This window comes from Novosphingobium humi (assembly GCF_028607105.1).
Taxonomy (GTDB): Bacteria; Pseudomonadota; Alphaproteobacteria; order Sphingomonadales; family Sphingomonadaceae; genus Novosphingobium; species Novosphingobium humi.
This window is the reverse complement of record NZ_CP117417.1, coordinates 1595085-1615743: the sequence shown is the minus strand read 5'-3', so window position 1 is coordinate 1615743 and position 20659 is coordinate 1595085. Positions and strand designations below refer to the sequence as shown.

Below are 20659 nucleotides of genomic sequence, written 5' to 3'. Positions count from 1 at the left end.
GACATGCAATCCGGGCCAGTCCCACAACAATCGAAGAATGAAAACACGCGCGTGAGCGACGAAACCACCTTGTCCGCCAGCCCCATGGGCGAATTTACCCGCGTCGATATCGTCGACGAGATGAAGACCAGCTACCTCGATTACGCGATGAGCGTGATCGTGGCGCGTGCGCTGCCCGATGTGCGCGATGGTTTGAAGCCTGTGCATCGCCGCATCCTGTGGACCTGCCACGAGAACGGCTTTACCCACGCCAAGGCCTATCGCAAATCGGCCCGTATCGTGGGCGACGCCATGGGTAAATATCACCCGCATGGCGACGCAGCGATCTATGACGCGCTGGCGCGCATGACGCAGGACTGGTCGATGCGCCTGCCGCTGATCGATGGTCAGGGCAACTTCGGCTCCATGGACCCCGATCCGCCAGCCTCGATGCGCTATACCGAAGCGCGTCTGGCCAAGGTGGCCGACAGCCTGCTGGCCGATATCGACAAGAACACGGTCGATTTCGTCGACAACTATGACGGGTCGGAGAGCGAACCGCAGGCCCTGCCCGCGCGCTTCCCCAACCTGCTGGTCAATGGCGCGGGCGGCATCGCGGTCGGCATGGCCACCAACATCCCGCCGCACAACCTTGGCGAAGTGATCGACGGCGCCTTGGCCACGATCGACAATCCCGCGATCACCACCGACGAACTGATGAAGATCATTCCGGGGCCGGACTTTCCGACCGCTCCGTTGATCCTTGGTCAGGGCGGCGCGCGCAACGCCTATAACACCGGGCGCGGCAGCATCATCATGCGTGCGCGCCATGTGATCGAAACGGGACGCAATGATCGCCGCTCGATCGTGCTGACCTCGATCCCCTATCAGGTGGGCAAATCGGGCCTTGTCGAAAAGATCGCCGAGGCGGCCAAGGACAAGCGCATCGAGGGCATTTCCGACATCCGCGACGAATCGAACCGCGAAGGCGTGCGCGTCGTCGTGGACCTCAAGCGCGATGCCACGCCCGAGGTGGTGCTCAACCAGATCTGGCGCAACACGCCCGCGCAGTCCAGCTTCCCGGCGAACATGCTGGCCATCCGTGGCGGGCGTCCGGAAGTGCTGGGGCTGAAGGACATCCTCACCTCCTTCATCGCCTTCCGCGAAGAAGTGATTACCCGCCGCACCAAGTTTGAATTGAACAAGGCGCGCGACCGGGCGCATATCTTGCTGGGTCTGGTGATCGCCGTCACCAATCTGGACGAGGTGGTGCGCATCATCCGCGGCTCGCCCAATCCGGGCGCGGCGCGTGCGGCCTTGCTGGCCCGCGAATGGCCGATGGGCGAAATCGCCTCCTATATCCGTCTGGTCGAGGCGATTGAGGAGGGCAGCGATGAACTGTCTGCCCCCACCTATCGCCTGAGCGAAACGCAGGTGAAGGCCATCCTCGACCTGCGTCTGCACCGTTTGACCGCTCTGGGCCGCGATGAAATCGGCGACGAGTTGGAAGAGCTGGCCAAGGCAATTGCCGAATATCTCTCGATTCTGGCCGACCGGGCCAAGCTCTATGGCGTGATCCGTCAGGAACTGATCGAGGTGCGCGCCGCCTTTGCCACGCCGCGCGTGTCGGAAATCACCGCCGCCGCCGATGGCATTGACGATGAAGACCTGATCGAGCGCGACGACATGGTCGTGACCGTGACGATGGACGGCTATATCAAGCGCACGCCTTTGAGCACGTTCCGCGCCCAGGCGCGTGGCGGCAAGGGCCGCGCGGGCATGGCCACCAAGGAAGAGGACGCCGTGGGGACGATGTTCGTCACCACCACCCATAATCCGGTGCTGTTCTTCTCTACCGCCGGCAAGGTCTATCGCCTCAAGGTCTACAAGCTGCCCGAAGGCGGCCCGGCCACGCGCGGCCGCCCCATCGTCAACATGCTGCCCGCACTGGATCAGGGCGAAACGATCGCCACCGTGCTGCCGCTGCCTGAGGATGAGGCCGATTGGGGCGCGCTCTCGGTGGTGTTTGCCACGGCAAAGGGCAATATCCGCCGCAACAGCATGGATGCCTTTGCCAATATCCCGTCCAACGGCAAATTCGCCATGCGCTTTGAAGAAGGCGATGATGACCGCCTGATCGGCGTGGCGCTGCTCTCGCAGGATGACGACGTTCTGCTGGCAAGCCGTCAGGGCAAGGCGATCCGCTTTGCCGCCGATGAAGTGCGCGAATTCACCAGCCGCACCTCGACCGGCGTGCGCGGCATGTTGCTCAAGGGCGATGACGAGGTGATCTCGCTCTCGATCCTGCACCGCGTGGGCACCAGCAGCGAGGAACGCGAGGATTACCTGAAATTCGCACCGTGGAAGGGTGAGAAGGAAGGCGAGCCCTCGATCTCGGCCGAACGCATGGCCGAACTGGCCGCGCGCGAGGAATTCATCCTCACGGTCTGCACCAATGGCTATGGCAAACTGTCCTCGGCCTATGAATATCGCCGGACCGGGCGCGGTGGTCAGGGCATCACCAATATCGACAATATCGCCCGCAATGGCGAAGTCGTCGCCAGCTTCCCCGCCGTTCAGGCCGATCAGCTGATGCTGGTGACTGATCAGGCCAAGATGATCCGCCTGCCGCTCTCGTCGCTGCGCGTGATCGGGCGCGGGTCGGCGGGCGTGCGCCTGTTCAACGTGGCCGATAATGAGCATGTCGTTTCGGCGGTGCGTCTGGCCGAGAGCGAAGCCGAGGATGAAAGCGTCGAGGAAGCGGCACCTGAAGGTCAGGCGGGCGAAGGGACGGCGGGCGAATGAGCCTGCCGCCTGTTGCCCATAAAGTGCTGACCGCGCCGCAAATGGCGCAGTTCCTTGCCGATGGCGTATTCAAGGGCGCGCCGGTGGATCTGGCCGATGGCTATATCCACCTCTCGGCCGAGCCGCAGTTGGCGCAAACCATCGACAAGCATTTCGCCGGTATGGGCGATCTGTTTATCGCCACGGTCGATCTGGCGGCGCTGGGCGATGCGGTGAAATGGGAAGTATCGCGCGGCGGGGCGCTGTTTCCGCATGTTTACGCGGATTTGCCGCTGACCGCTGTGGTGGCGCATGGGGCTTTGGTGCGCGCGGGCGATGGTTCGGTGGTTTTGCCTGCGGCATAAGGGTTTAGATGCGAGGGTCTAGACCCTCGCGCTCCCATGACTGTCTGCGTTGCGCCATGATATCGGCGTTGCGTTTGAGAAACAAAATGCGAAAGCCTGCTGCGCGGATTGGGCTGAACCATCCGCGCCGCAGGCTTTAATTCATTCCATCACAGCATCGCCAACCATCCGCTGCCCCCAAATGGGATTGCAAAGGGACGAGACCCTTTGCCCGCCGGAGGCCCCTTCCTTCCCCAACCTTGCCCCCCTCCCCCACAATAGCTAAAGCGCGACCCCATGACATATGACGTACACATCATCGGCGGCGGCCTGGCGGGAACCGAGGCGGCATGGCAATTGGGCAAGCGCGGTTTCAAGGTTCGCCTTTCGGAAATGCGCGGAACCGGAGAGCGCAGCCCGGCCCATCAGGGCGACGGGCTGGCCGAACTGGTCTGCTCGAACTCGTTGCGCAGCGATGATGACACCGCCAACGCCGTGGGCCTGCTGCATTACGAAATGCGCGCGCTCGACAGCCTCATCATGCGCGCGGCGGACAAGGCGCGCGTTCCGGCCGGGTCCGCTCTGGCCGTGGACCGCGATGTGTTCAGCGACACGATCGAGGCCGAATTGACGGCGCTGCCCAATCTGACACTGACGCGCGAGCGGATTGACACGCTGCCCGATGCGGGCCTGACAATTGTGGCCACCGGGCCTTTGACGGCGGCATCTTTGGCCGAAAAGATCGGCGCGGCAACGGGCGCGGACAGCCTCGCCTTTTTCGACGCCATCGCCCCGATCGTCTATGCCGAAACGGTCAATATGGACATCGCCTGGCGCGCCGCGCGCTGGGACAAGGGCGCCGAGGCATCCATCGCGCTGGGGTCGGACGGCAAGGATTACATCAATTGCCCGATGAACAAGGCCGAGTATCTGGCCTTCCGCGAGGAATTGCTGAGCGGCGAAAAGACCGTGTTCAAGGAATGGGAGGCCAACACCCCCTATTTCGACGGCTGCATGCCCATTGAGGTCATGGCCGAACGCGGCGAGGACACATTACGCTTTGGCCCGATGAAGCCGGTGGGGCTGGACGATCCGCGCACGGGCCGCTGGCCCTATGCCGTGGTGCAGTTGCGGCAGGATAACAAGCTGGGTACGCTGTTCAACATGGTCGGTTTTCAGACCAAGCTGAAATATGCCGAGCAGACTCGCGTCTTCCGCATGATTCCGGGGCTGGAAAATGCCGAATTTGCGCGGCTGGGCGGTTTGCACCGCAACACTTTCCTCAATTCGCCCACATTGCTGGACCGGCAATTGCGGCTGAAATCGGCCCCCCATATCCGCTTTGCCGGACAGATCACGGGCTGCGAAGGCTATGTCGAAAGCGCCAGCGTGGGGCTTTTGGCGGGCGTCATGACCGCCTGTGAACTGAGCGGACGAGACTGGGCCGAACCGCCGCGCACCACGGCGCTTGGCGCGCTGCTGGCCCATATTACGGGCGACGCAGAAGCCGACACCTATCAGCCGATGAACATCAATTTCGGCCTGTTTCCGCCCATCGTGACGGAAAAGAAGATCAAGAAGCCCGCGCGCAAACTGGTCTATACCGAGCGTGCCAAGGGCGATCTGGCGCCTTGGGTGGCGCGGATCACCGCTTAATCTGGGTCATCATCATCGGGCGCAGGGCGGGTTTTCGGGCCCGCCTTGCCGCAGGCGCAATCGGCTTTGGCCTTATCGCGTTCGGCCTTTTTCGCGTCCTGCGCCGCGTAATAGGCATTCAGTTCCGCGCGGCTGAGAATACCATCGCCATTGCGGTCAATCTCCTTGAAACGGTTAGAGGTCTTGACCGCCCATTCCTCAAAGCTGAGCAGATTGTCGTGGTTGACGTCCAGCTTTTGGAATGCCTTCACGCGGGTTGAGAGCATCTCGTTGCGATTGATCGAACCATCGCGGTTGCGGTCATAGCGGTTGAAGCGCCTGTCCTCCTTGGACATCACCTTCTTGGCCGCATTGGGCAAGGCCGGGCCGCGCCCATGCGGATCGGCGTCGGGCAGTTCGATGGCCCCGTCGCCCGGCGGGCCGGACACAACCGGCAAAGGCGCAGCGCGTTCCAGACTGGCCCGCCCCTGCCACCAGAAAAACCCCGCGCCCACCAGAACCAGCGCCGAGATCGCCCCGATTACCAACCGCCCCATTGAACCCCCTTCCGCATTTACAGGCAGAGTAGCTTAGACCCCCAGCATGCCAAGCCGCAAAAGCGTAAAAAGAGAAATGTTTTCCGCGCCCTGACGTCCTTTGGTCCGCGCGGCCAGCCCGTGCAGAATCACCAGCGGGCGCATCGCGCGCGGCAACCGTCGCCCGCGCCAGCCATGCGCCTCGATCATATCGGCAACTGCGGCCTGCTCCTGCGCATCGCCCAGATGGGCCGCCAGATCGCCCAGCGCCCATCCGCGCGCCATGCTTTCCGCCCCCTCGCCCGCCCGATCATCCAGCGCGGCGCAGGCGGCAACCCGCCCCGCGATCCAGCTCTCAAACGCCTCGACCGGCAAGGGCGCCTCGCCCAGCAGGGCTTCCCAGCCATCGACCAGCCCCAGCAGCGCGCCATGCCCGCCATCCCAGCAGGCGAGAGCGGCCAGCAAAGGCTCGCCACGCGGCCATTTGTCCGCCGAATCGCGCAAGCGGTCGCGCCACCATGCCAGCCTCATCTGGGCCAGAATCGGTTCGCGCGCGCCGCGCACCACGCTCGCCAGACGCACGTCCAGCGCCAGCATGGTCAACCAACGATCGCGCGTAGGCATCGGCGCATAGGCCACCGCAAGGCGCCAAGGCGCGGGCAAACTATCGAGAAGATCCTGAGACATTGGCGGGCCTTTAGCCCAAGGCGGCCGCGATTACAGCCCCAGATCCGCCAATTCCTGCGTCTCGGGCCAGAGCATGTCGACCATCGCGTCCAGTTCCGTAAAATCGACATGGCGCTGCATCGGATCATAACGGTTGAGCATCATGGGCTTGGCAGGCGGGCGCAGCAGGCGGCGGCGCAGAGCCTTTTGCAGCAAGGTGAGGCGCTGAACGGCCTCCACCACCGCCGCTTCAGGCGTCTTGCGGCGAGCCCCCGCCCAGCGCGCCTCGACCTGCCCCACCCGCTCCATCACCAGCGCGCTGTAATCGCGATGCGGTCCGCGATGCATGGGGAGGGCCAGCTTGATCGCCGCCGAATCACGTGCGGGCAGCAAAAGGCCATTGCGGCGGAAATCGTTGAAGCCCACAGAGCCGATCATGTCAAACATCGGCCCGAAACAGCGCTCCGAGAGCAATTGTTTGGGCAAAATATGGTGACGTTGCAAATCGGGATCATAGTCGGGGCTGCCCGACTGGTTAACGGCGCAGAAAGGCAAGGATTGGCGCGCCCGGTGGCGAATATGACCCAACGCCACCCTGATCGAAGGTATGGGGCCGGCCCCCGCGACTGGCGACACTGTTGCGACGATTTTCGTCAGCGTGCTAGACATACCCGAAGAATTTTTCCATTTTCCTCGGGCGTTACCCCGAGAATTTCCCCTTCCGGCCCCTCAACTTCAACAGGCTCCTTCACCGTCCACCCTTCCACCAAACTGTGGATAAGTCTGACGGCGACCTTGCCGGCCAAGCCGGGCTGTTTGGCAAGAAGTGGCTCGATTCGCAGCTCGAGTCCAGTAAAAAAACTTAATCCTTCACTAACCACATTGTCCACTTCATCGCGCTTTAATGCCGTCAGGCCCAACGCCGGAAACGCCCCGCCCTTTAACCAGCCCGGAATGATCCGCCTGAAATGGTCCGCGCCCATTAATGTGCGAGCCGGCCCCCATGCCACCGCCGTCGCGCCGGGTAATTCGAGCAGCCCCAGCACAACCGCCGCCATCACCCGTACGACCGGCACTTGGCGCCCGCCGCCCGAAAGATGATCGCCCGGTGTCAGGCACAGCCATGCCGAACGATCCGGCACGGCGTCCGCCGCCACGCCATAACGCATCACCACCTCGGGCGCCGGTCCGTTGCCGGACAGACCGGACAGATCGAAAGTCAGACCGCTGGACAGCAATTCGAGCCAGTCATCATCATCCTCCGGGCGATGTGTGACTGTAAAAACCCTCGCAACGTCAACAGCTTGTCCCAAAAGCTCAAGCACCGCCTGCGCCTTGGGCACAAGGCCTTGCGGAAACTGGACATAAAATGCGGAGGAGGTGGGGGACGGAACTGTCATCAATTCAACCGCGCTATGGCCTCCAAACAGATGGTGTCACAAAGGACGTATTGCATTTTTCAATTAACAACGTCGAGTCCCGGCCATTCCAACCCATATGGCACCCGATCTCAGCAACATTCGCCCCCATCTTATGAGCACCTGATGCTTAACAATTCCCCTACCCTTTCTGTCGAGCAAAAGATGGTCTAGTCCCCCCATTATGCATGCAGATTTGACACAATGGATCCGTCCCGAATCTTCCCTTTCGGGCAAGGCCTGGCGCTGGCGCGGGGGCAACATGGACATGGCGCAGACCGCTGCGGGCGGGCTGAGCGATGACATCATCACCCAATTGCTTTTGGCACGCGGTGTTGCGCGCGAGGACCTGTCCCGTCACCGCACGCCCACCTTGCGCGCCTTTCTCCCCGATCCGTCCGAATTCCGCGATATGGAATTGGCCGCAATGCGTATTGCCGATGCTATCGAACGCCGAGAGGCCATCACCATATACGGCGATTATGACGTGGATGGGGCAACCAGCGCGGCTTTGCTGATCCGGCTGATCCGCATGCTGGGCCATGATGCGCGCCATTATATCCCCGACCGCCTGCTCGAAGGCTATGGCCCGACCGGCGAGGCGCTGGTGCGTCTGGGGGCCGAGGGCGCGCAATTGATCGTGACGGTCGATTGCGGGGCCATGGCGCATGAGGCTCTGGCCATGGCCGCAGACGCCGGGGTCGAGGTGATCGTGGTCGACCATCACAAATGCAGCGCTGAGTTGCCCCAGGCGCTGGCGCTGGTGAACCCCAACCGACTGGATGAAAGCGACATTGGCGCGGCCCACGGCCATCTGGCGGCGGTCGGCGTGGCGTTTTTGCTGGGCGTGGCGCTGGTGCGGGTGCTGCGCGGGAGGGGATGGTTTGCCGGGCGGGCCGAGCCGGATCTGTTTGCCCTGCTCGATCTGGTGGCGCTGGGCACGGTGGCCGATGTCGCCGCGCTGCATGGGTTGAACCGGGCGCTGGTGGCGCAGGGGTTGAAGGTGATGGCGCGGCGCGAGAATATCGGCATGGCCGCGCTGATCGACGCGAGCCGGTTGAACCGCGCGCCTACGGCCACGGATCTGGGCTTTGCGCTGGGGCCGCGCGTCAATGCAGGCGGCCGCGTGGGCGAGGCCACGCTGGGCGTGCGCCTGCTGACCACGCAGGACGCCGAGGAGGCCCGCGAGATTGCCGCCCAGCTCTCACGCTTGAACGAAGAGCGCCGCGCCATCGAAATGGCCGTGCAGGAGGCCGCCGAATTGCAGGTGGAGCGGCAGGGCAACCGCACCGTGATGGTCCTGTCGGGCAAGGGATGGCATCCCGGCGTGATCGGCATCGTGGCCGGGCGGATCAAGGAAAAGACCGGCAAGCCGACGCTGGTGATCGCCTTGGATGATGATGGCGTGGGCAAGGGATCGGGCCGCTCGATTTCGGGCGTCGATCTGGGCGCGGCGATCATCGGGGCGCGTGAACTGGGCTATCTGGTGGCGGGCGGCGGCCATGCGATGGCGGCGGGCCTGACCGTGGCGGCCGACCGGCTGGAGGCTTTTGCTGATTGGCTGGATGACCGTCTGGCCGGCGATGTATCGCGCGCGCAAGGGGCGCAGTCGCTGCTGCTTGATCTGGCCGTGGCGCCGCGCGGGCTGCAGCCCGAACTGGTCGAATTGCTGGAGAGCGCAGGCCCCTATGGCATGGGATGGCCGGGGCCGCGCGTGGCGGTGGGGCCGGTGCGCGTGGTCAAGGCCGATGTGGTGGGTGCGGACCATCTGCGCATGATCGTGCGGGGCGAAGATGGCGCCAGCTTCAAGGCGATGGCCTTTCGCAGCGCCCAGACCGAGATGGGCCAGACACTGATCCATGGCGATCATGGGCGCAAGCTTTGGCTGGCCGGGCGGGCACGAATCGACGATTGGGGGCCGCGCCGCGCCGCCGAATTGCATGTCGATGATGCGGCATGGGCGGACTAGCGCATAAGGTTTTGATATTTAGTGACTTTCTATAAATCTTGCGTTTTTTCCGATAGTAACGCGTTTTGTGACTTGACCAACCGCCCCCCTCTCCATAAATGCGCGGCCTCACCAAGGCGCAAGCCGAGGTTGGCCCCTTCGTCTAGCGGTCAGGACGCGGCCCTTTCACGGCTGAAACACGAGTTCGATTCTCGTAGGGGTCACCATTACATAGCCCGCCTTGGTTTCAAGGTTGGCCCCTTCGTCTAGCGGTCAGGACGCGGCCCTTTCACGGCTGAAACACGAGTTCGATTCTCGTAGGGGTCACCATTTACATAGCCTGCCTTGGCTTCAAGGATGGCCCCTTCGTCTAGCGGTCAGGACGCGGCCCTTTCACGGCTGAAACACGAGTTCGATTCTCGTAGGGGTCACCACTTGTAAAATCAGAGCATTGGCCCCTTCGTCTAGCGGTCAGGACGCGGCCCTCTCACGGCTGAAACACGAGTTCGATTCTCGTAGGGGTCACCACTGGTAAAATCCGAACATTGGCGGTTCCGGCTGTCGCAACGGTAGGCATAAGCCTGTGCGCCCCAACCGCTGGTTGGGCCTGCGCGCGGGGCGAGCGATAACCCGGTCCGGATCATCGAGCGGCGCCTCGACCACCCCGTCAGATGTTGCCGTGAAAACTGAAAAGCCCTCGCCTGTTTTCCGGGCATGGCGGATGACGAAAGGTCCGAAACCACCAGAGTGGGTTGCAGGCCGCCAAAAGGGCAAATGAAACAATCGTCTTTTACACGGCAAAGCCACGCCGGATGACGATGCGGCGCGCGAAAAGGCCTTTATTCAGTGGGCCCTATCCATTCAGAAGATTTCTCGGACAGATTGCCCTTGCCCACCCGATACGGGCAGGAACATGGATATTTCAAGATAAAGCCCGATGCCCACGCCTGATCGGCAAGAAAGTAAAGACCAAAGCAATCATGAAATTTGCGCCGGTATGCAAACGGCTCCATCCGGGCCAGCCTGTCATGCGTTTTTGCCACGGACTTGATGTTTCGCGCTATTCCTGCGCTCCATGCTTGGCGGTTTCATAAAACTGTCATACGCCTTCCCCATGCGCTGATGGCGAGCGTCTGGCCTGATGCAGGCGCCAAGAAATGGACGATCCGAGCAATGCGCGACAGCAAGCTACCCTGGCCTGCCATCATCCTCGAATTCCTGACGCTTTTGCTGCTCTATCTGGATGGAGCCGGTTTGCTGATGGTGGCTCTGACCGGGGCGTTCTGGACCTTTTCGCTGCTGGCCGTGTGGTGGTGGTGCAGCGATCAGGCCGAACCCGACGCTCCGCGCGAAATCGAGGGCAATGCCCGCCAGCAACAGCTTGAACAGGGCCATATGGTGCGCCGCGCGCTGATCGCCGCGCTGGAGGGAACGGGCGCGCCGATGATGCTGGTGGACCGCGCGCGAATCATCGACGCCAATGCGGCTGCGCGCGCGGCGCTGGGCGAACATATTCTGGGGCAGGACCCGCGCATCGCGCTGCGCCATCCCGATGCCATCCGCCTGCTCGACAGCGCCGACGATGAAACTGCCACCGCCAGCATCCGCGGCCTGACCCGCAGCGGCAGCCTGTGGCAATTGACCCGCCGCCCGGTGTATCCGGGCCTGTGGGTGATCGAGGCGCGCGATCGCACCGCCGAGGCAGACATCAGCCGCGCCCACACCGATTTCGTCGCCAATGCCAGCCATGAATTGCGCACCCCCCTCTCCTCGGTCATCGGCTATGTCGAAACCATCAGCGAGAGCGTGGGCAAGATGGATGGCGCAGTGATGCAGCGCTTTCTGGGCACGGTGTTGCGTGAGGCACGGCGGATGCAGGCGCTGCTCAACGATCTCATGTCTTTGTCGCAGCTTGAGGCGGAAAAGCATGACGCGCCTACCTCACAGATCGATTTGGCCCCGCTGGCCGCACGGGTGGTGGGCGAATTTGCGCCCCCGCCGGGCAATCCGGCCCGCGTCGAATTCGTCAAGCCCGACGAGCCTTTCGAGGTTGCGGGCGATGTGAAGCAGATCGAGCAGGTTTTGCGCAATCTGATCGACAATGCGCTGAAATATGGCGACGCGGATCAACCGGTGACGGTAAGCCTGACCCATGCGCCGCGCGGCATGGCCGAATTTCTGGTCACAGACCGGGGGGCGGGCATTTCGGCCGACCATCTGCCGCATCTGACGCGTCGTTTCTATCGCACCGATCCGGGCCGCAGCCGCGCGGCGGGCGGGACCGGGCTTGGCCTTGCGATTGTAAAGCATGTGGTCGAACGCCATCGCGGCAAGCTGGACATTACCAGCAAGGTGGGCGTGGGCACCAAGGTTTCGGTGCGCCTGCCGCTGATCCCGGCCAAAGAGCAAAAAGTCACAAGTCCGTCATAGTCCTGTCATGAAAACGCTGCATGGCGCTTTCAAGGCTGGTTGGAACGGACATGGATGTTGCCTTTTGTGACATTTATGTGACGATCATTCCATCACAGCTTGAACAGGGAATTGCGTCCAGTGGCAGAACATACGGTCAAGGCCTTTGACGAGGAAATCACCACGCTGCGTGGGCTGATCGCCGAAATGGGCGGTCTGGCCGAACTGGCGATCGGCGAGGCCGTCGAGGCGCTGACGAAACGCTCGCAGGAACTGGCCGCGCAGGTGATCGAGCGCGACAAGAAGATCGACCGGCTTGAGGCCGAAGTCGACCGGCTTGCAGTCAAGATCATCGCCCTGCGCGCGCCCATGGCCGACGACCTGCGCGAGGTGCTGGCCGCCCTCAAGATCGCGGGTATTCTGGAGCGCATCGGCGATTATGCCAAGAACATCGCCAAGCGCGTGTCGCGGATCGAGGGGCGGCTGAATTCCGAACCCCAGACGCTGATCCCGGCGATGGCCGAAATCGCGGGCGAGATGGTGCATGATGTGCTGACCGCCTTTGCCGCGCGCGATCCCGCGCTGGCGGTGGACGTGATCGAGCGCGATGCGCGGGTCGACGCCTTTTATGACAGCATTTTCCGCAACATGGTCTCGTTCATGATGGAGAATCCCTCCACCATCACCTCGGCCGCGCATCTGCTGTTCATCGCGCGCAATATCGAGCGGATCGGCGACCACGCCACCAATATTGCCGAACAGGTCTATTACGCGGCCACCGCCGAATATGTGGTCGACCGGCTGGAACGGCCGGAAAACTGAACGTTAACAGGGGGCATCCATGAAACAACCCCGGCTCTTGCTGGTAGAAGATGATCCGGCGCTGGCGGAATTGCTGGAATTCCGGTTTCAGGCCGAGGGCTATACGGTCCTCTCCACGCCCGATGGCGACGAGGCGCTGTTGCTGGCCGCCGAGGAGGCGCCCGATCTGGTCCTGCTCGACTGGATGATCGAGGGCACCAGCGGAATCGAGGTGTGCCGCCGCCTGCGCCGCGACAAGGCGACGGCCCATGTACCCATCATCATGCTGACCGCACGCGGGGCCGAGGACGATATGATCCGCGGCCTTGAAACCGGGGCCGATGATTACATCACCAAGCCCTTTTCCCCGCGCGAGCTGATCGCGCGCGTCTCGGCCATCATGCGCCGCATCCGCCCGGCATTGGCGGGCGAACAGATCACGGTTGGCGACCTGACGCTGGACGCCACGGCGCATAAGGTGACGCGCAAGGGCCAGATCCTCGCGCTGGGGCCGACCGAATTCCGCCTGCTCAAATTCTTCATGGAGCATCCCGGCCGCGTGTTTTCGCGCGGGCAACTGCTCGATGCGGTGTGGGGCACGGACAGCGATATTGAATTGCGCACCGTGGACGTTCACATCCGCCGCCTGCGCAAGGGCATCGAATTGGAAGGCGCGGTGGACCCGGTCCGCACCGTGCGTTCGGCAGGCTACGCGCTCGAGGCGGTCTGAGCCCCGACAAATCCTGAATCAGAAAGGGCGGCTCCCAAAGGGCCGCCCTTTTTTTATATCATGCGCCCGGCATTGGCGGCACCGGCAGATCCGGCGCATCGCTGTCGTCCTCATGCACCTCAACCACCCCGCGCCCGACATGGCTGCGGCTGCGGCTGTAGAAATAATAGACGAAGAGCCCGACCACGCCCCAGCCAAGGAACAGGCTGATCGTGGCCTTGGACAGGCTGATGAAGAGATAGATGCAGCCCGCGATCGAAATCGGCGCCACGATATTGACGCCCGGCGTGCGGAACGGGCGATGACGATTGGGATCGGTCCGGCGCAGCACCATCACCGCCACCGACACCGCACCAAAGGCAAACAGCGTGCCCGAATTCGACACGTCGGCCAGCAGGCCCACCGGGAAGAAAGCGGCAAACAGCGCCACGAACACGCCCGTCAGCACGGTGATGACATGAGGCGTGTGAAACTTGGGGTGAACCTTGGAGAAGAATTCCGGCAGCAGGCCATCGCGGCTCATCACGAAGAAGATGCGGGTCTGGCCGAACATCATCATCAGGATCACCGAGGGCAGCGCCAGAATGGCCGCTGCGCCCACCAGCCAGCCCACGAAGGGATGGCCCACCTGGCGCAGCGTCCAGGCCAGGGCTTCCTTGGAGCAGACCACGGCGTTTTCATTGAGCGCCTTGCAGGCGTCAGACAGCGCGGCCGTGCCCGGCGAGAGCACTTCGCCATGCGCGCCGTAAACCGGCTGCGCACCCACGGTGCCGATCACGCCTGCGGCCACCAGCATGTAGAAGATGGTGCAGATGGCAAGGCTGCCGATCAGGCCGATCGGCATGTTGCGTTGGGGGTTCTTGGTTTCCTCGGCGGCGGTCGAAACCGCGTCAAAGCCGACATAGGCAAAGAAGATCGAGGCGGCGGCCCCCGAAATACCGGTAAAGCCAAGCGGCGCAAAAGGCTTGAAATTGCCCGATTTGATAACCGGCAGCGTCAGCGCGATAAACATGGAAAGGGCAACGATCTTGATCGCCACCAGCGCGGCATTCACCGTCGCGCTCTCCTTGGTGCCCAGCACCAGCAGCCCGGTGATGATCGCCGCAATCAGCATCGCGGGAAGATTGATGATACCCCCGTCGAATGGTCCCCGCACCAATTCGAGGGGGACCGTAATATGGAAGGTATTTTGCACAAAGCCGATCATATAGCCCGACCAGCCGACCGACACGGCGCCCGCCGCAATGGCATATTCCAGAATGAGCGCCCAGCCCACCATCCATGCCACCAACTCGCCCATCACCGCATAGGAATAGGTGTAGGCCGAGCCCGAAACCGGCACCATGCTGGACATTTCAGCATAGCACAGGGCGGCCACGGCGCAGACGAAACCGGCGATTATGAAGCTGAGCATCATGCCCGGCCCCGCCTTTTGCGCGGCCTCGGCCGTCAGAACGAAAATACCCGTCCCGATCACCGCGCCCACGCCCAGCATGGTCAATTGAAAGGCGCCCAGAGAGCGATGAAGTGATTTTTTCTCAGCCGTGGCCAATATGGCATCCAACGGCTTGACGCGACCGAACATGCAGTTCCCCTGAACGCAATAAGCAATGGGCAAGAAAATTAACGGATCGCGCAACATTCGCAAGGGCGGATTATGCGTAGTCCACCGGTGGATGATCCATCTTGCCTTGTCGCGGCGCCAGAGTCACGCATTGATGGCGCGCACCGATCGCGCTTTACCCCATGCCCCGCGCCGGGCTAGAAGCGCCTTTATGTCTACGACCTTTCAGATCGATACGGCCACCAGCCGCGCCAACCCCACCCCTGCGCCGATGCGCCGGCTGACCATTCCGGCCATCCGCCAGCGCAAGAAGGACGGCGTGACCGCAGAGCCTGTGGTGATGCTGACCGCCTACACCGCGCGTCAGGCGCAATTGCTGGATGCGCATTGCGACTTGCTGCTGGTGGGCGATTCGTTGGGTCAGGTGATTTATGGCCTGCCCTCGTCGCTGCCCGTCACGCTGGACATGATGGTGGCCCATGGCGCGGCGGTGGGGCGCGGCAGTTGGCATGCGGCCGTCATCGTCGATCTGCCCTTCGGCACCTATGAAGCCTCGCCCCAGCAGGCGTTTGAAACGGCCGCGCGGGTTTTGCGCGAAACCGGATGCGCTGGGGTAAAACTGGAAGGCGGGGTGGCGATGGCCGAAACCTTGGCGTTCCTGTCGCAGCGCGGCATTCCGGTGATGGGCCATATCGGCCTGACACCTCAGGCGGTGAACCAGTTGGGCGGCTATGGCGCGCGCGGGCGCAGCGCGGCCGAGGCGGAGAAAATCGTTGGAGACGCGCGCGCGCTGGCCGAGGCGGGGGCCTTTGCCATTGTGATCGAGGGCGTGGTCGAACCGCTGGCCGTGGCCGTGACAAAGGCGGTGGATTGCCCCGTGATCGGGATCGGCGGCTCGGCGCAATGCGATGGTCAGGTGCTGGTCACCGAGGACATGCTGGGCATGTTTGAACGGGTGCCGCGCTTCGTCAAACGCTATGCCGATGTGGCGGGCCTGATTTCCGATGCTGCGGCCCACTATGCCGCCGAGGTGCGCGACCGCAGCTTTCCGGGCATTGAACAGACCTATCAGCCCAAAGCCTGACCCGCGCGGAGTATTTTTCAAGTGACGCAATTTTTGAGGCATTTCGGCGGTTCGCTGATTTTTTCCGCCGTCTGTCTGGCGTTGGCCGCTGCCTATGGCTGGCATGATACGGGCTCGATTTCGGCCGTGGGCGGGATGATCTGGATCGTCCTCGTTCTGGCCGTGCTGGAAGTGTCGCTGTCCTTTGACAATGCGGTGGTCAATGCCGCCGTGCTCAAAGACATGGATGCGATCTGGCGCAAGCGGTTCCTGACATGGGGCATGCTGTTTGCGGTGTTTGGCACGCGCGTGGCTTTTCCGCTGCTGATCGTGGGCTTTACCGCAGGGTTGGGACCGGTCGAGGCGGTGCATCTCTCGCTGAACGATCCGGCGCAATATGAGGCGATCATGCGCCATGCCCATATCCCGATTGCGGGCTTTGGCGGAGCGTTTCTGGCGATGGTGGGCCTCGGCTTCTTCATCGACCCGGATAAGGAAACGCACTGGCTGCGCTGGGTCGAGGTGCGGCTGAAGCTGGTCGGTTCGATCAAGGCGGGCGAGGTTGCGCTGCTCTTGCTGGCGCTGGTGCTGATCGGGCGCTGGCTGCCGGGGGATGAGGCCTATACGCTGCTGGTGTCGGGCGTGTTCGGCATCGTGACATTCATCGCGGTCGAGGCGCTGGGCCATTTCCTGGAAAGCCGCGAGGCAGCGCGCGCGCTGGCGGGGACGGCGGTGCGTTCCGGGCTGGGCGGGTTCCTCTATCTCAACGTGCTCGACTCCTCCTTCAGCCTTGATGGCGTGATCGGCGCTTTTGCCTTGTCGAACAATATGGTGATCATTGCGCTGGGCCTGTCGATCGGCGCGATTTTTGTGCGTTCATTGACCGTGCTGCTGGTCGAGCAGGGCACGCTGTCGGAATATGCCTTCCTTGAGCATGGCGCTTTCTGGGCGATCATTGCGCTGGCGGCGATCATGCTCGGTTCGGCGCTGGTCGAGGTGCCCGAAACGGTTACGGGTCTGATCGGCGCGGTGTTGATCGGGGCGGCGCTTTGGGCCTCGGTGCGCGAAAATCGGCGCGAGGGTGCCTAGGCGGCGGCGGGGTGCCAGTGTGGTTCGTTTGCCACAATGAACGGCTATTCATAAAAATGCCATATAGGCCCCATTGAAGCCCCGGCCTTTCTGTGCAAATCGGGCGTCGGAAGAAAAAAAGGGAGGGGAAGGGCGGCTTTCGAGCCGCCCTTTTTCATTTCAGCACAACAGGCACCCGCCGCCCAAATTTGTACTTATTGGTACATGAAACCTGATAACGCTATCAGTGCTGCAAGTCATATTGCTTGAGCAAATCATACAGAGTCGGCCGGCTGATCCCCAGCAGTCTGGCGGTTGAGGAAATATTGCCCTCGCTGCGCGCCAGCGCCTGCCGGATCACCCGCCGGTCGGTTATTTCCCGCGCGGATTTCAGGTTGAGCGGCAAGTCCTCCTCGCCCCCCGGCGCGTCCAGATCGAGATCGCCCGCATGGACCAGCTTGCCGTCGGCCATGATGACCGCCCGCTTCACCCGGTTTTCCAACTCGCGCACATTGCCCGGCCATCCCCACGCATCCATCGCGGCCAGCGCATCGGGGGCAAAACCCTTGACCGCCGGGTTCATCTCCTTGGCAAAACGCGCAAGGAAAGCCCGTGCCAGCAGCGCCGCATCGCCCGGCCGCTCGGCCAGCGAGGGGATCTTGACCACGATTTCGGCCAGCCGATACCACAGGTCCTCGCGGAAACGGCCATCGGCGATCATCGCCTCAAGGTTCTGATGCGTGGCGCAGACGATGCGCGTATCGACCGCAATCGACCGCCGCCCGCCGATCCGCTCGATCACCCGCTCCTGCAGGAAACGCAGCAATTTGACCTGCAGCGCGAAGGGAATATCGCCCACCTCGTCCAGAAACAGCGTGCCGCCATGGGCCTGCTCGATCTTGCCCTCGGTGGTTTTGACCGCGCCGGTAAAGGCGCCTTTTTCATGGCCGAAGAGTTCCGATTCCAGCAGGTTTTCAGGGATCGCCGCGCAATTGATCGCGACAAAGCCCCCTGCCCGCCCGCTGGCCTCATGCAATCCGCGCGCCAGCAGTTCCTTGCCCGTCCCGCTCGCCCCCAGCAGCATGACCGAGACATTGGTCCCCGCCACCCGCTCGATGGTGCGCGCCACGCGCAGCATTTCTGGCGCGGCGGTAATCATCGTGCCCAGCACGCGATTGTCCTTGCCCGCGCGCACCGCCAGTTGGCGGTTCTCCGCCTCCAGCCGGTGGAGGCGATAGGCGCGGCGCACGATCAGCGCCATTTCGTCGAAATCCATCGGCTTCTGATAGAAATCATAGGCCCCGCGCTCGATCGCCTGCAAGGCGCTTTCGCGCGCGCCATGCCCGCTGGCTACGATCACCTTGGTGTCGGGCTTGAGGGCCATGATCTCGTCCAGCAAGGCAAAACCTTCGCTGGTGCCGTCCGGGTCGGGCGGCAGGCCAAGGTCGAGCGTGACGACCGCCGGCTCCTCGCTGCGCAGCGCGGCCATGGCGCTGGCGCGATCCCCGGCCACGATCACCTCGAAATCCTCATAGGCCCATTTGAGCTGAGCCTGAAGCCCCGGATCATCCTCGATCACGAGCAGTTTGGGCCGCGTCTCACTCATTTCAGGCAACCTTTTGATCATTATCCATGGTTTTCAGAATTTCCGCCGCACTGGCCAAAGGCAGGCGAACGATGAAGCGCGTGCCGATCCCCTCGCGGCTTTCCACATCCAGACGCCCGTGCATCGCGCGCACCAGTTCGCGCGCCTCATAGGCGCCAATGCCAAAGCCGCCCGGTTTGGAGGAATCGAAAGGCTTGAACAGGCGATTGCGGACAAATTCGGGGGCCATGCCATGGCCGGAATCGACGATCTCGATCCGCCCATACAGGCCATCGCCCGCAATCGAGACAAAGACCGGCATGTCGGGCGCGCTGGCATCCACCGCGTTCTGGATCAGATGGGTCAGCACCTGTTCGATGCTGTGGCTCTGGCCCGCGATGGTGCAGGGGTCGCGCTCGATCACCTGAACATTGTGGCGCACGCGGAATGTTTCGGCCAATTGCCGCGCCAAAGCGCCCACCTCGACCGGCTCGGCCTTGTCGCCCGCGCTGGTGCCATAGCGCGAGAGGCGGGCGACCAGATGGTTGAGCTTGTCGGCCGAATTGCGCAAAGTCACCAGCATGTCGGCCCGGAAATCGGGGTTTTCGGCATGCCGCTCGGCGTTGCGGGCCAAGAGGGAAAGCTGGCTCGACAGGTTCTTGATGTCATGCATGACAAAGGCGATGCGGCGGTGGAATTCATCAAAACGCGCCGCCTCGGCCAGCGCCTGCTGTCCCTGATGTTCGGCCAGATAGGTGCCGATCTGCTGGGCCACCACGCGCAGGAGGTCAAAGTCCTCCCAGTCCAGCTTGCGGTCCTGCGGCGGGCGGGCCAGGATCACCGCGCCCACCAATCGCCCGTTATGCTGCAGGGGCACCACGGCCCAAGCGCGGCTTTCCTCGCGCAGCCATTCGGGGATGGCGATATCCGCGCCCGCATGGCTGCGAACCGTGTCCAGATCGACGATATGGTCGCTGGCGGCCAGAAAATGCGCGGTGGCCAGCCCCAGCGCCTGCGCGGGAACATCGGCAGTCGGCCATTGCCAACGCGCGGCCAGCACCATTTCGCCGGTATCATCAGGCGTCAGCAACAGGCCCGCCGGGCTGTCGGTGATGTCGGCCATGGCCTGTACGGCGCGCTGGTGCAGCGGGGCGGCGTCGCGCCCCTGCCCTCCGATGGTTCGGGCAAAGCGCAGCCATTCCTCACGATACTCATAGCGGTGCTTGAAGAAATGCTTGGTGAACATCACCCGCATCCATCCGCGCATCCGCCGCGAGGGCAGCAACAGCGCGGCGGCCGAAATTGCCGCGATCAGGAAACTGAACTGCCACCAGCGGCCAAGCTCGCCCCCTGCGCTGGCCAGCCAGCGCGCAATTGCGATCATCGCCACGAAATAGAGGCCGATCACGATCAGCGAGATCGACTGGAACGTCACCGTGCGCGAAGGCTTCAACCGCAGGGTCTCGCGCCCCTTGGCCGCGCCCAGCGCCAGAATGCCCGCAAAGCCCACGTCCAGCAGCCCATGCAGCGAGGCCAGCTCGACAGGCCAATGTTTGGCCAGATAGGCCACCGTATAGAGGTTGAGTTCAAACACCCACACCGCCGCCAGCGCCAGCGCGGGCCAGCGCAGCATCTGTCGCCCGGTGCTGGACGCGCTGGCGTAGAGATTGTGCACCAGCACCAGCGACCCCACCACGCCCAGCATCGCCAGCATGATGTTCAACTGATAAAGCTCGACTTCGTTAAGCAGCGCTGGATTGATGCGATGCTCGATGAACTGTACCGTGGGCACCAGAATATCGACAAGGCACAGCGCGGCCACCACCGGCCCCACCTCGGTCAGGCTGGTATGGCGCCCGTCGCTGGCGAACATGGCATAGATGGCCCACAGATAGGACAGGTTGCGCAGGCCCAGCAGCCCTTGGGCCACAAGGCTGAGTTCGCCCTCGACCACCACGGCAAGGCACCACAGCGCCGTCATGGCCAGCGCGGCGACAATCGCCTTGCCCGCCCCGCTGTAGCGCTCGCGCTGGCCCCAGATGCTGACGGCCACGGTGATTGCGGCGCAGGCGCCCGCCACATGCGCGGTGCTGGCCACCCAGTCCCACAGGCCGGGACCAGCCGACATC

Annotated in this window: 16 protein-coding genes and 4 tRNA genes; 13 read left to right on the top strand and 7 right to left on the bottom strand. The window is 63.1% G+C overall.

Features of this window, described 5'->3' with window-relative positions:
* Nucleotides 1–51: 51 nt before the first annotated feature.
* From gyrA to trmFO, 3 genes are all read left to right on the top strand, one after another.
* Nucleotides 52–2784, top strand: coding sequence for a DNA gyrase subunit A (gene gyrA / locus PQ457_RS07565; protein WP_273619112.1), 2733 nt, complete (start codon nucleotides 52–54; stop codon nucleotides 2782–2784).
* Nucleotides 2781–3128: a DUF952 domain-containing protein gene (locus PQ457_RS07560; protein WP_273619111.1), complete on the top strand. Its 348-nt coding sequence runs from the start codon at nucleotides 2781–2783 to the stop codon at nucleotides 3126–3128. Before gyrA ends, PQ457_RS07560 begins: the two co-directional genes overlap by 4 nt.
* A gap of 276 nt (nucleotides 3129–3404) precedes the next feature.
* Nucleotides 3405–4763 carry a methylenetetrahydrofolate--tRNA-(uracil(54)-C(5))-methyltransferase (FADH(2)-oxidizing) TrmFO gene (gene trmFO, locus PQ457_RS07555; RefSeq protein WP_273619110.1) on the top strand — a complete coding sequence of 453 codons (1359 nt, stop codon included), beginning with the start codon at nucleotides 3405–3407 and terminating at the stop codon, nucleotides 4761–4763.
* Here the strand turns inward: trmFO and PQ457_RS07550 are convergent.
* From PQ457_RS07550 to PQ457_RS07535, 4 genes are all read right to left on the bottom strand, one after another.
* Complete coding sequence (locus PQ457_RS07550; RefSeq protein ID WP_273619109.1) at nucleotides 4760–5299, bottom strand: EF-hand domain-containing protein; 540 nt, start codon at nucleotides 5297–5299, stop codon at nucleotides 4760–4762. The two genes, trmFO and PQ457_RS07550, sit on opposite strands and share 4 nt — an antisense overlap.
* A 33-nt stretch (nucleotides 5300–5332) precedes the next feature.
* Nucleotides 5333–5965: a hypothetical protein gene (locus tag PQ457_RS07545; protein WP_273619108.1), complete on the bottom strand. Its 633-nt coding sequence runs from the start codon at nucleotides 5963–5965 to the stop codon at nucleotides 5333–5335.
* A gap of 30 nt (nucleotides 5966–5995) precedes the next feature.
* Complete coding sequence (locus PQ457_RS07540; protein ID WP_273619107.1) at nucleotides 5996–6499, bottom strand: AHH domain-containing protein; 504 nt, start codon at nucleotides 6497–6499, stop codon at nucleotides 5996–5998.
* 98 nt (nucleotides 6500–6597) lie between these two features.
* Nucleotides 6598–7344, bottom strand: coding sequence for a hypothetical protein (locus tag PQ457_RS07535; protein ID WP_273619106.1), 747 nt, complete (start codon nucleotides 7342–7344; stop codon nucleotides 6598–6600).
* Nucleotides 7345–7624: 280 nt separating this feature from the next.
* On the opposite strand from PQ457_RS07535, the gene recJ reads away from it, so the two are divergent.
* From recJ to phoB, 8 genes are all read left to right on the top strand, one after another.
* A complete protein-coding gene (recJ, locus tag PQ457_RS07530) occupies nucleotides 7625–9331 on the top strand; it encodes a single-stranded-DNA-specific exonuclease RecJ (RefSeq protein WP_273619267.1) in 1707 nt (568 codons plus the stop codon).
* Between the two features lie 131 nt (nucleotides 9332–9462).
* Nucleotides 9463–9537: transfer RNA gene (locus tag PQ457_RS07525), tRNA-Glu, on the top strand.
* Between the two features lie 28 nt (nucleotides 9538–9565).
* Nucleotides 9566–9640 (top strand) — tRNA-Glu (locus PQ457_RS07520).
* A 29-nt stretch (nucleotides 9641–9669) separates the two neighbouring features.
* Nucleotides 9670–9744: transfer RNA gene (locus tag PQ457_RS07515), tRNA-Glu, on the top strand.
* 19 nt (nucleotides 9745–9763) lie between these two features.
* A tRNA-Glu gene (locus tag PQ457_RS07510) sits at nucleotides 9764–9838 on the top strand.
* 594 nt (nucleotides 9839–10432) lie between these two features.
* Nucleotides 10433–11740 (top strand): sensor histidine kinase, encoded by a 1308-nt coding sequence (locus PQ457_RS07505; protein ID WP_273619105.1) that lies wholly within the window; start codon nucleotides 10433–10435, stop codon nucleotides 11738–11740.
* A gap of 120 nt (nucleotides 11741–11860) precedes the next feature.
* Entirely contained in the window at nucleotides 11861–12541 is a 681-nt protein-coding gene (gene phoU, locus PQ457_RS07500) for a phosphate signaling complex protein PhoU (RefSeq protein WP_168605258.1), read from the top strand.
* A 19-nt stretch (nucleotides 12542–12560) separates the two neighbouring features.
* On the top strand, nucleotides 12561–13250 hold the full coding sequence (phoB, locus tag PQ457_RS07495; protein WP_273619104.1) for a phosphate regulon transcriptional regulator PhoB: 690 nt from the start codon (nucleotides 12561–12563) through the stop codon (nucleotides 13248–13250).
* Nucleotides 13251–13308: 58 nt separating this feature from the next.
* Here phoB and PQ457_RS07490 read toward each other — a convergent pair whose 3' ends face one another.
* On the bottom strand, nucleotides 13309–14835 hold the full coding sequence (locus tag PQ457_RS07490) for an amino acid permease (protein WP_273619103.1): 1527 nt from the start codon (nucleotides 14833–14835) through the stop codon (nucleotides 13309–13311).
* A gap of 190 nt (nucleotides 14836–15025) precedes the next feature.
* Between PQ457_RS07490 and panB the strand changes: the two genes are divergently transcribed.
* The gene (gene panB / locus PQ457_RS07485) at nucleotides 15026–15898 is read left to right on the top strand and encodes a 3-methyl-2-oxobutanoate hydroxymethyltransferase (protein ID WP_273619102.1); all 873 of its coding nucleotides are present in this window, start codon (nucleotides 15026–15028) and stop codon (nucleotides 15896–15898) included.
* A 21-nt stretch (nucleotides 15899–15919) separates the two neighbouring features.
* The gene (locus PQ457_RS07480) at nucleotides 15920–16966 is read left to right on the top strand and encodes a DUF475 domain-containing protein (protein WP_273619101.1); all 1047 of its coding nucleotides are present in this window, start codon (nucleotides 15920–15922) and stop codon (nucleotides 16964–16966) included.
* A gap of 223 nt (nucleotides 16967–17189) precedes the next feature.
* Here PQ457_RS07480 and prsR read toward each other — a convergent pair whose 3' ends face one another.
* Complete coding sequence (prsR, locus tag PQ457_RS07475) at nucleotides 17190–18551, bottom strand: PEP-CTERM-box response regulator transcription factor (RefSeq protein WP_273619100.1); 1362 nt, start codon at nucleotides 18549–18551, stop codon at nucleotides 17190–17192.
* Nucleotide 18552: 1 nt separating this feature from the next.
* Nucleotides 18553–20658, bottom strand: coding sequence for an XrtA/PEP-CTERM system histidine kinase PrsK (gene prsK / locus PQ457_RS07470; protein ID WP_273619099.1), 2106 nt, complete (start codon nucleotides 20656–20658; stop codon nucleotides 18553–18555).
* Nucleotide 20659 lies beyond the last annotated feature (1 nt).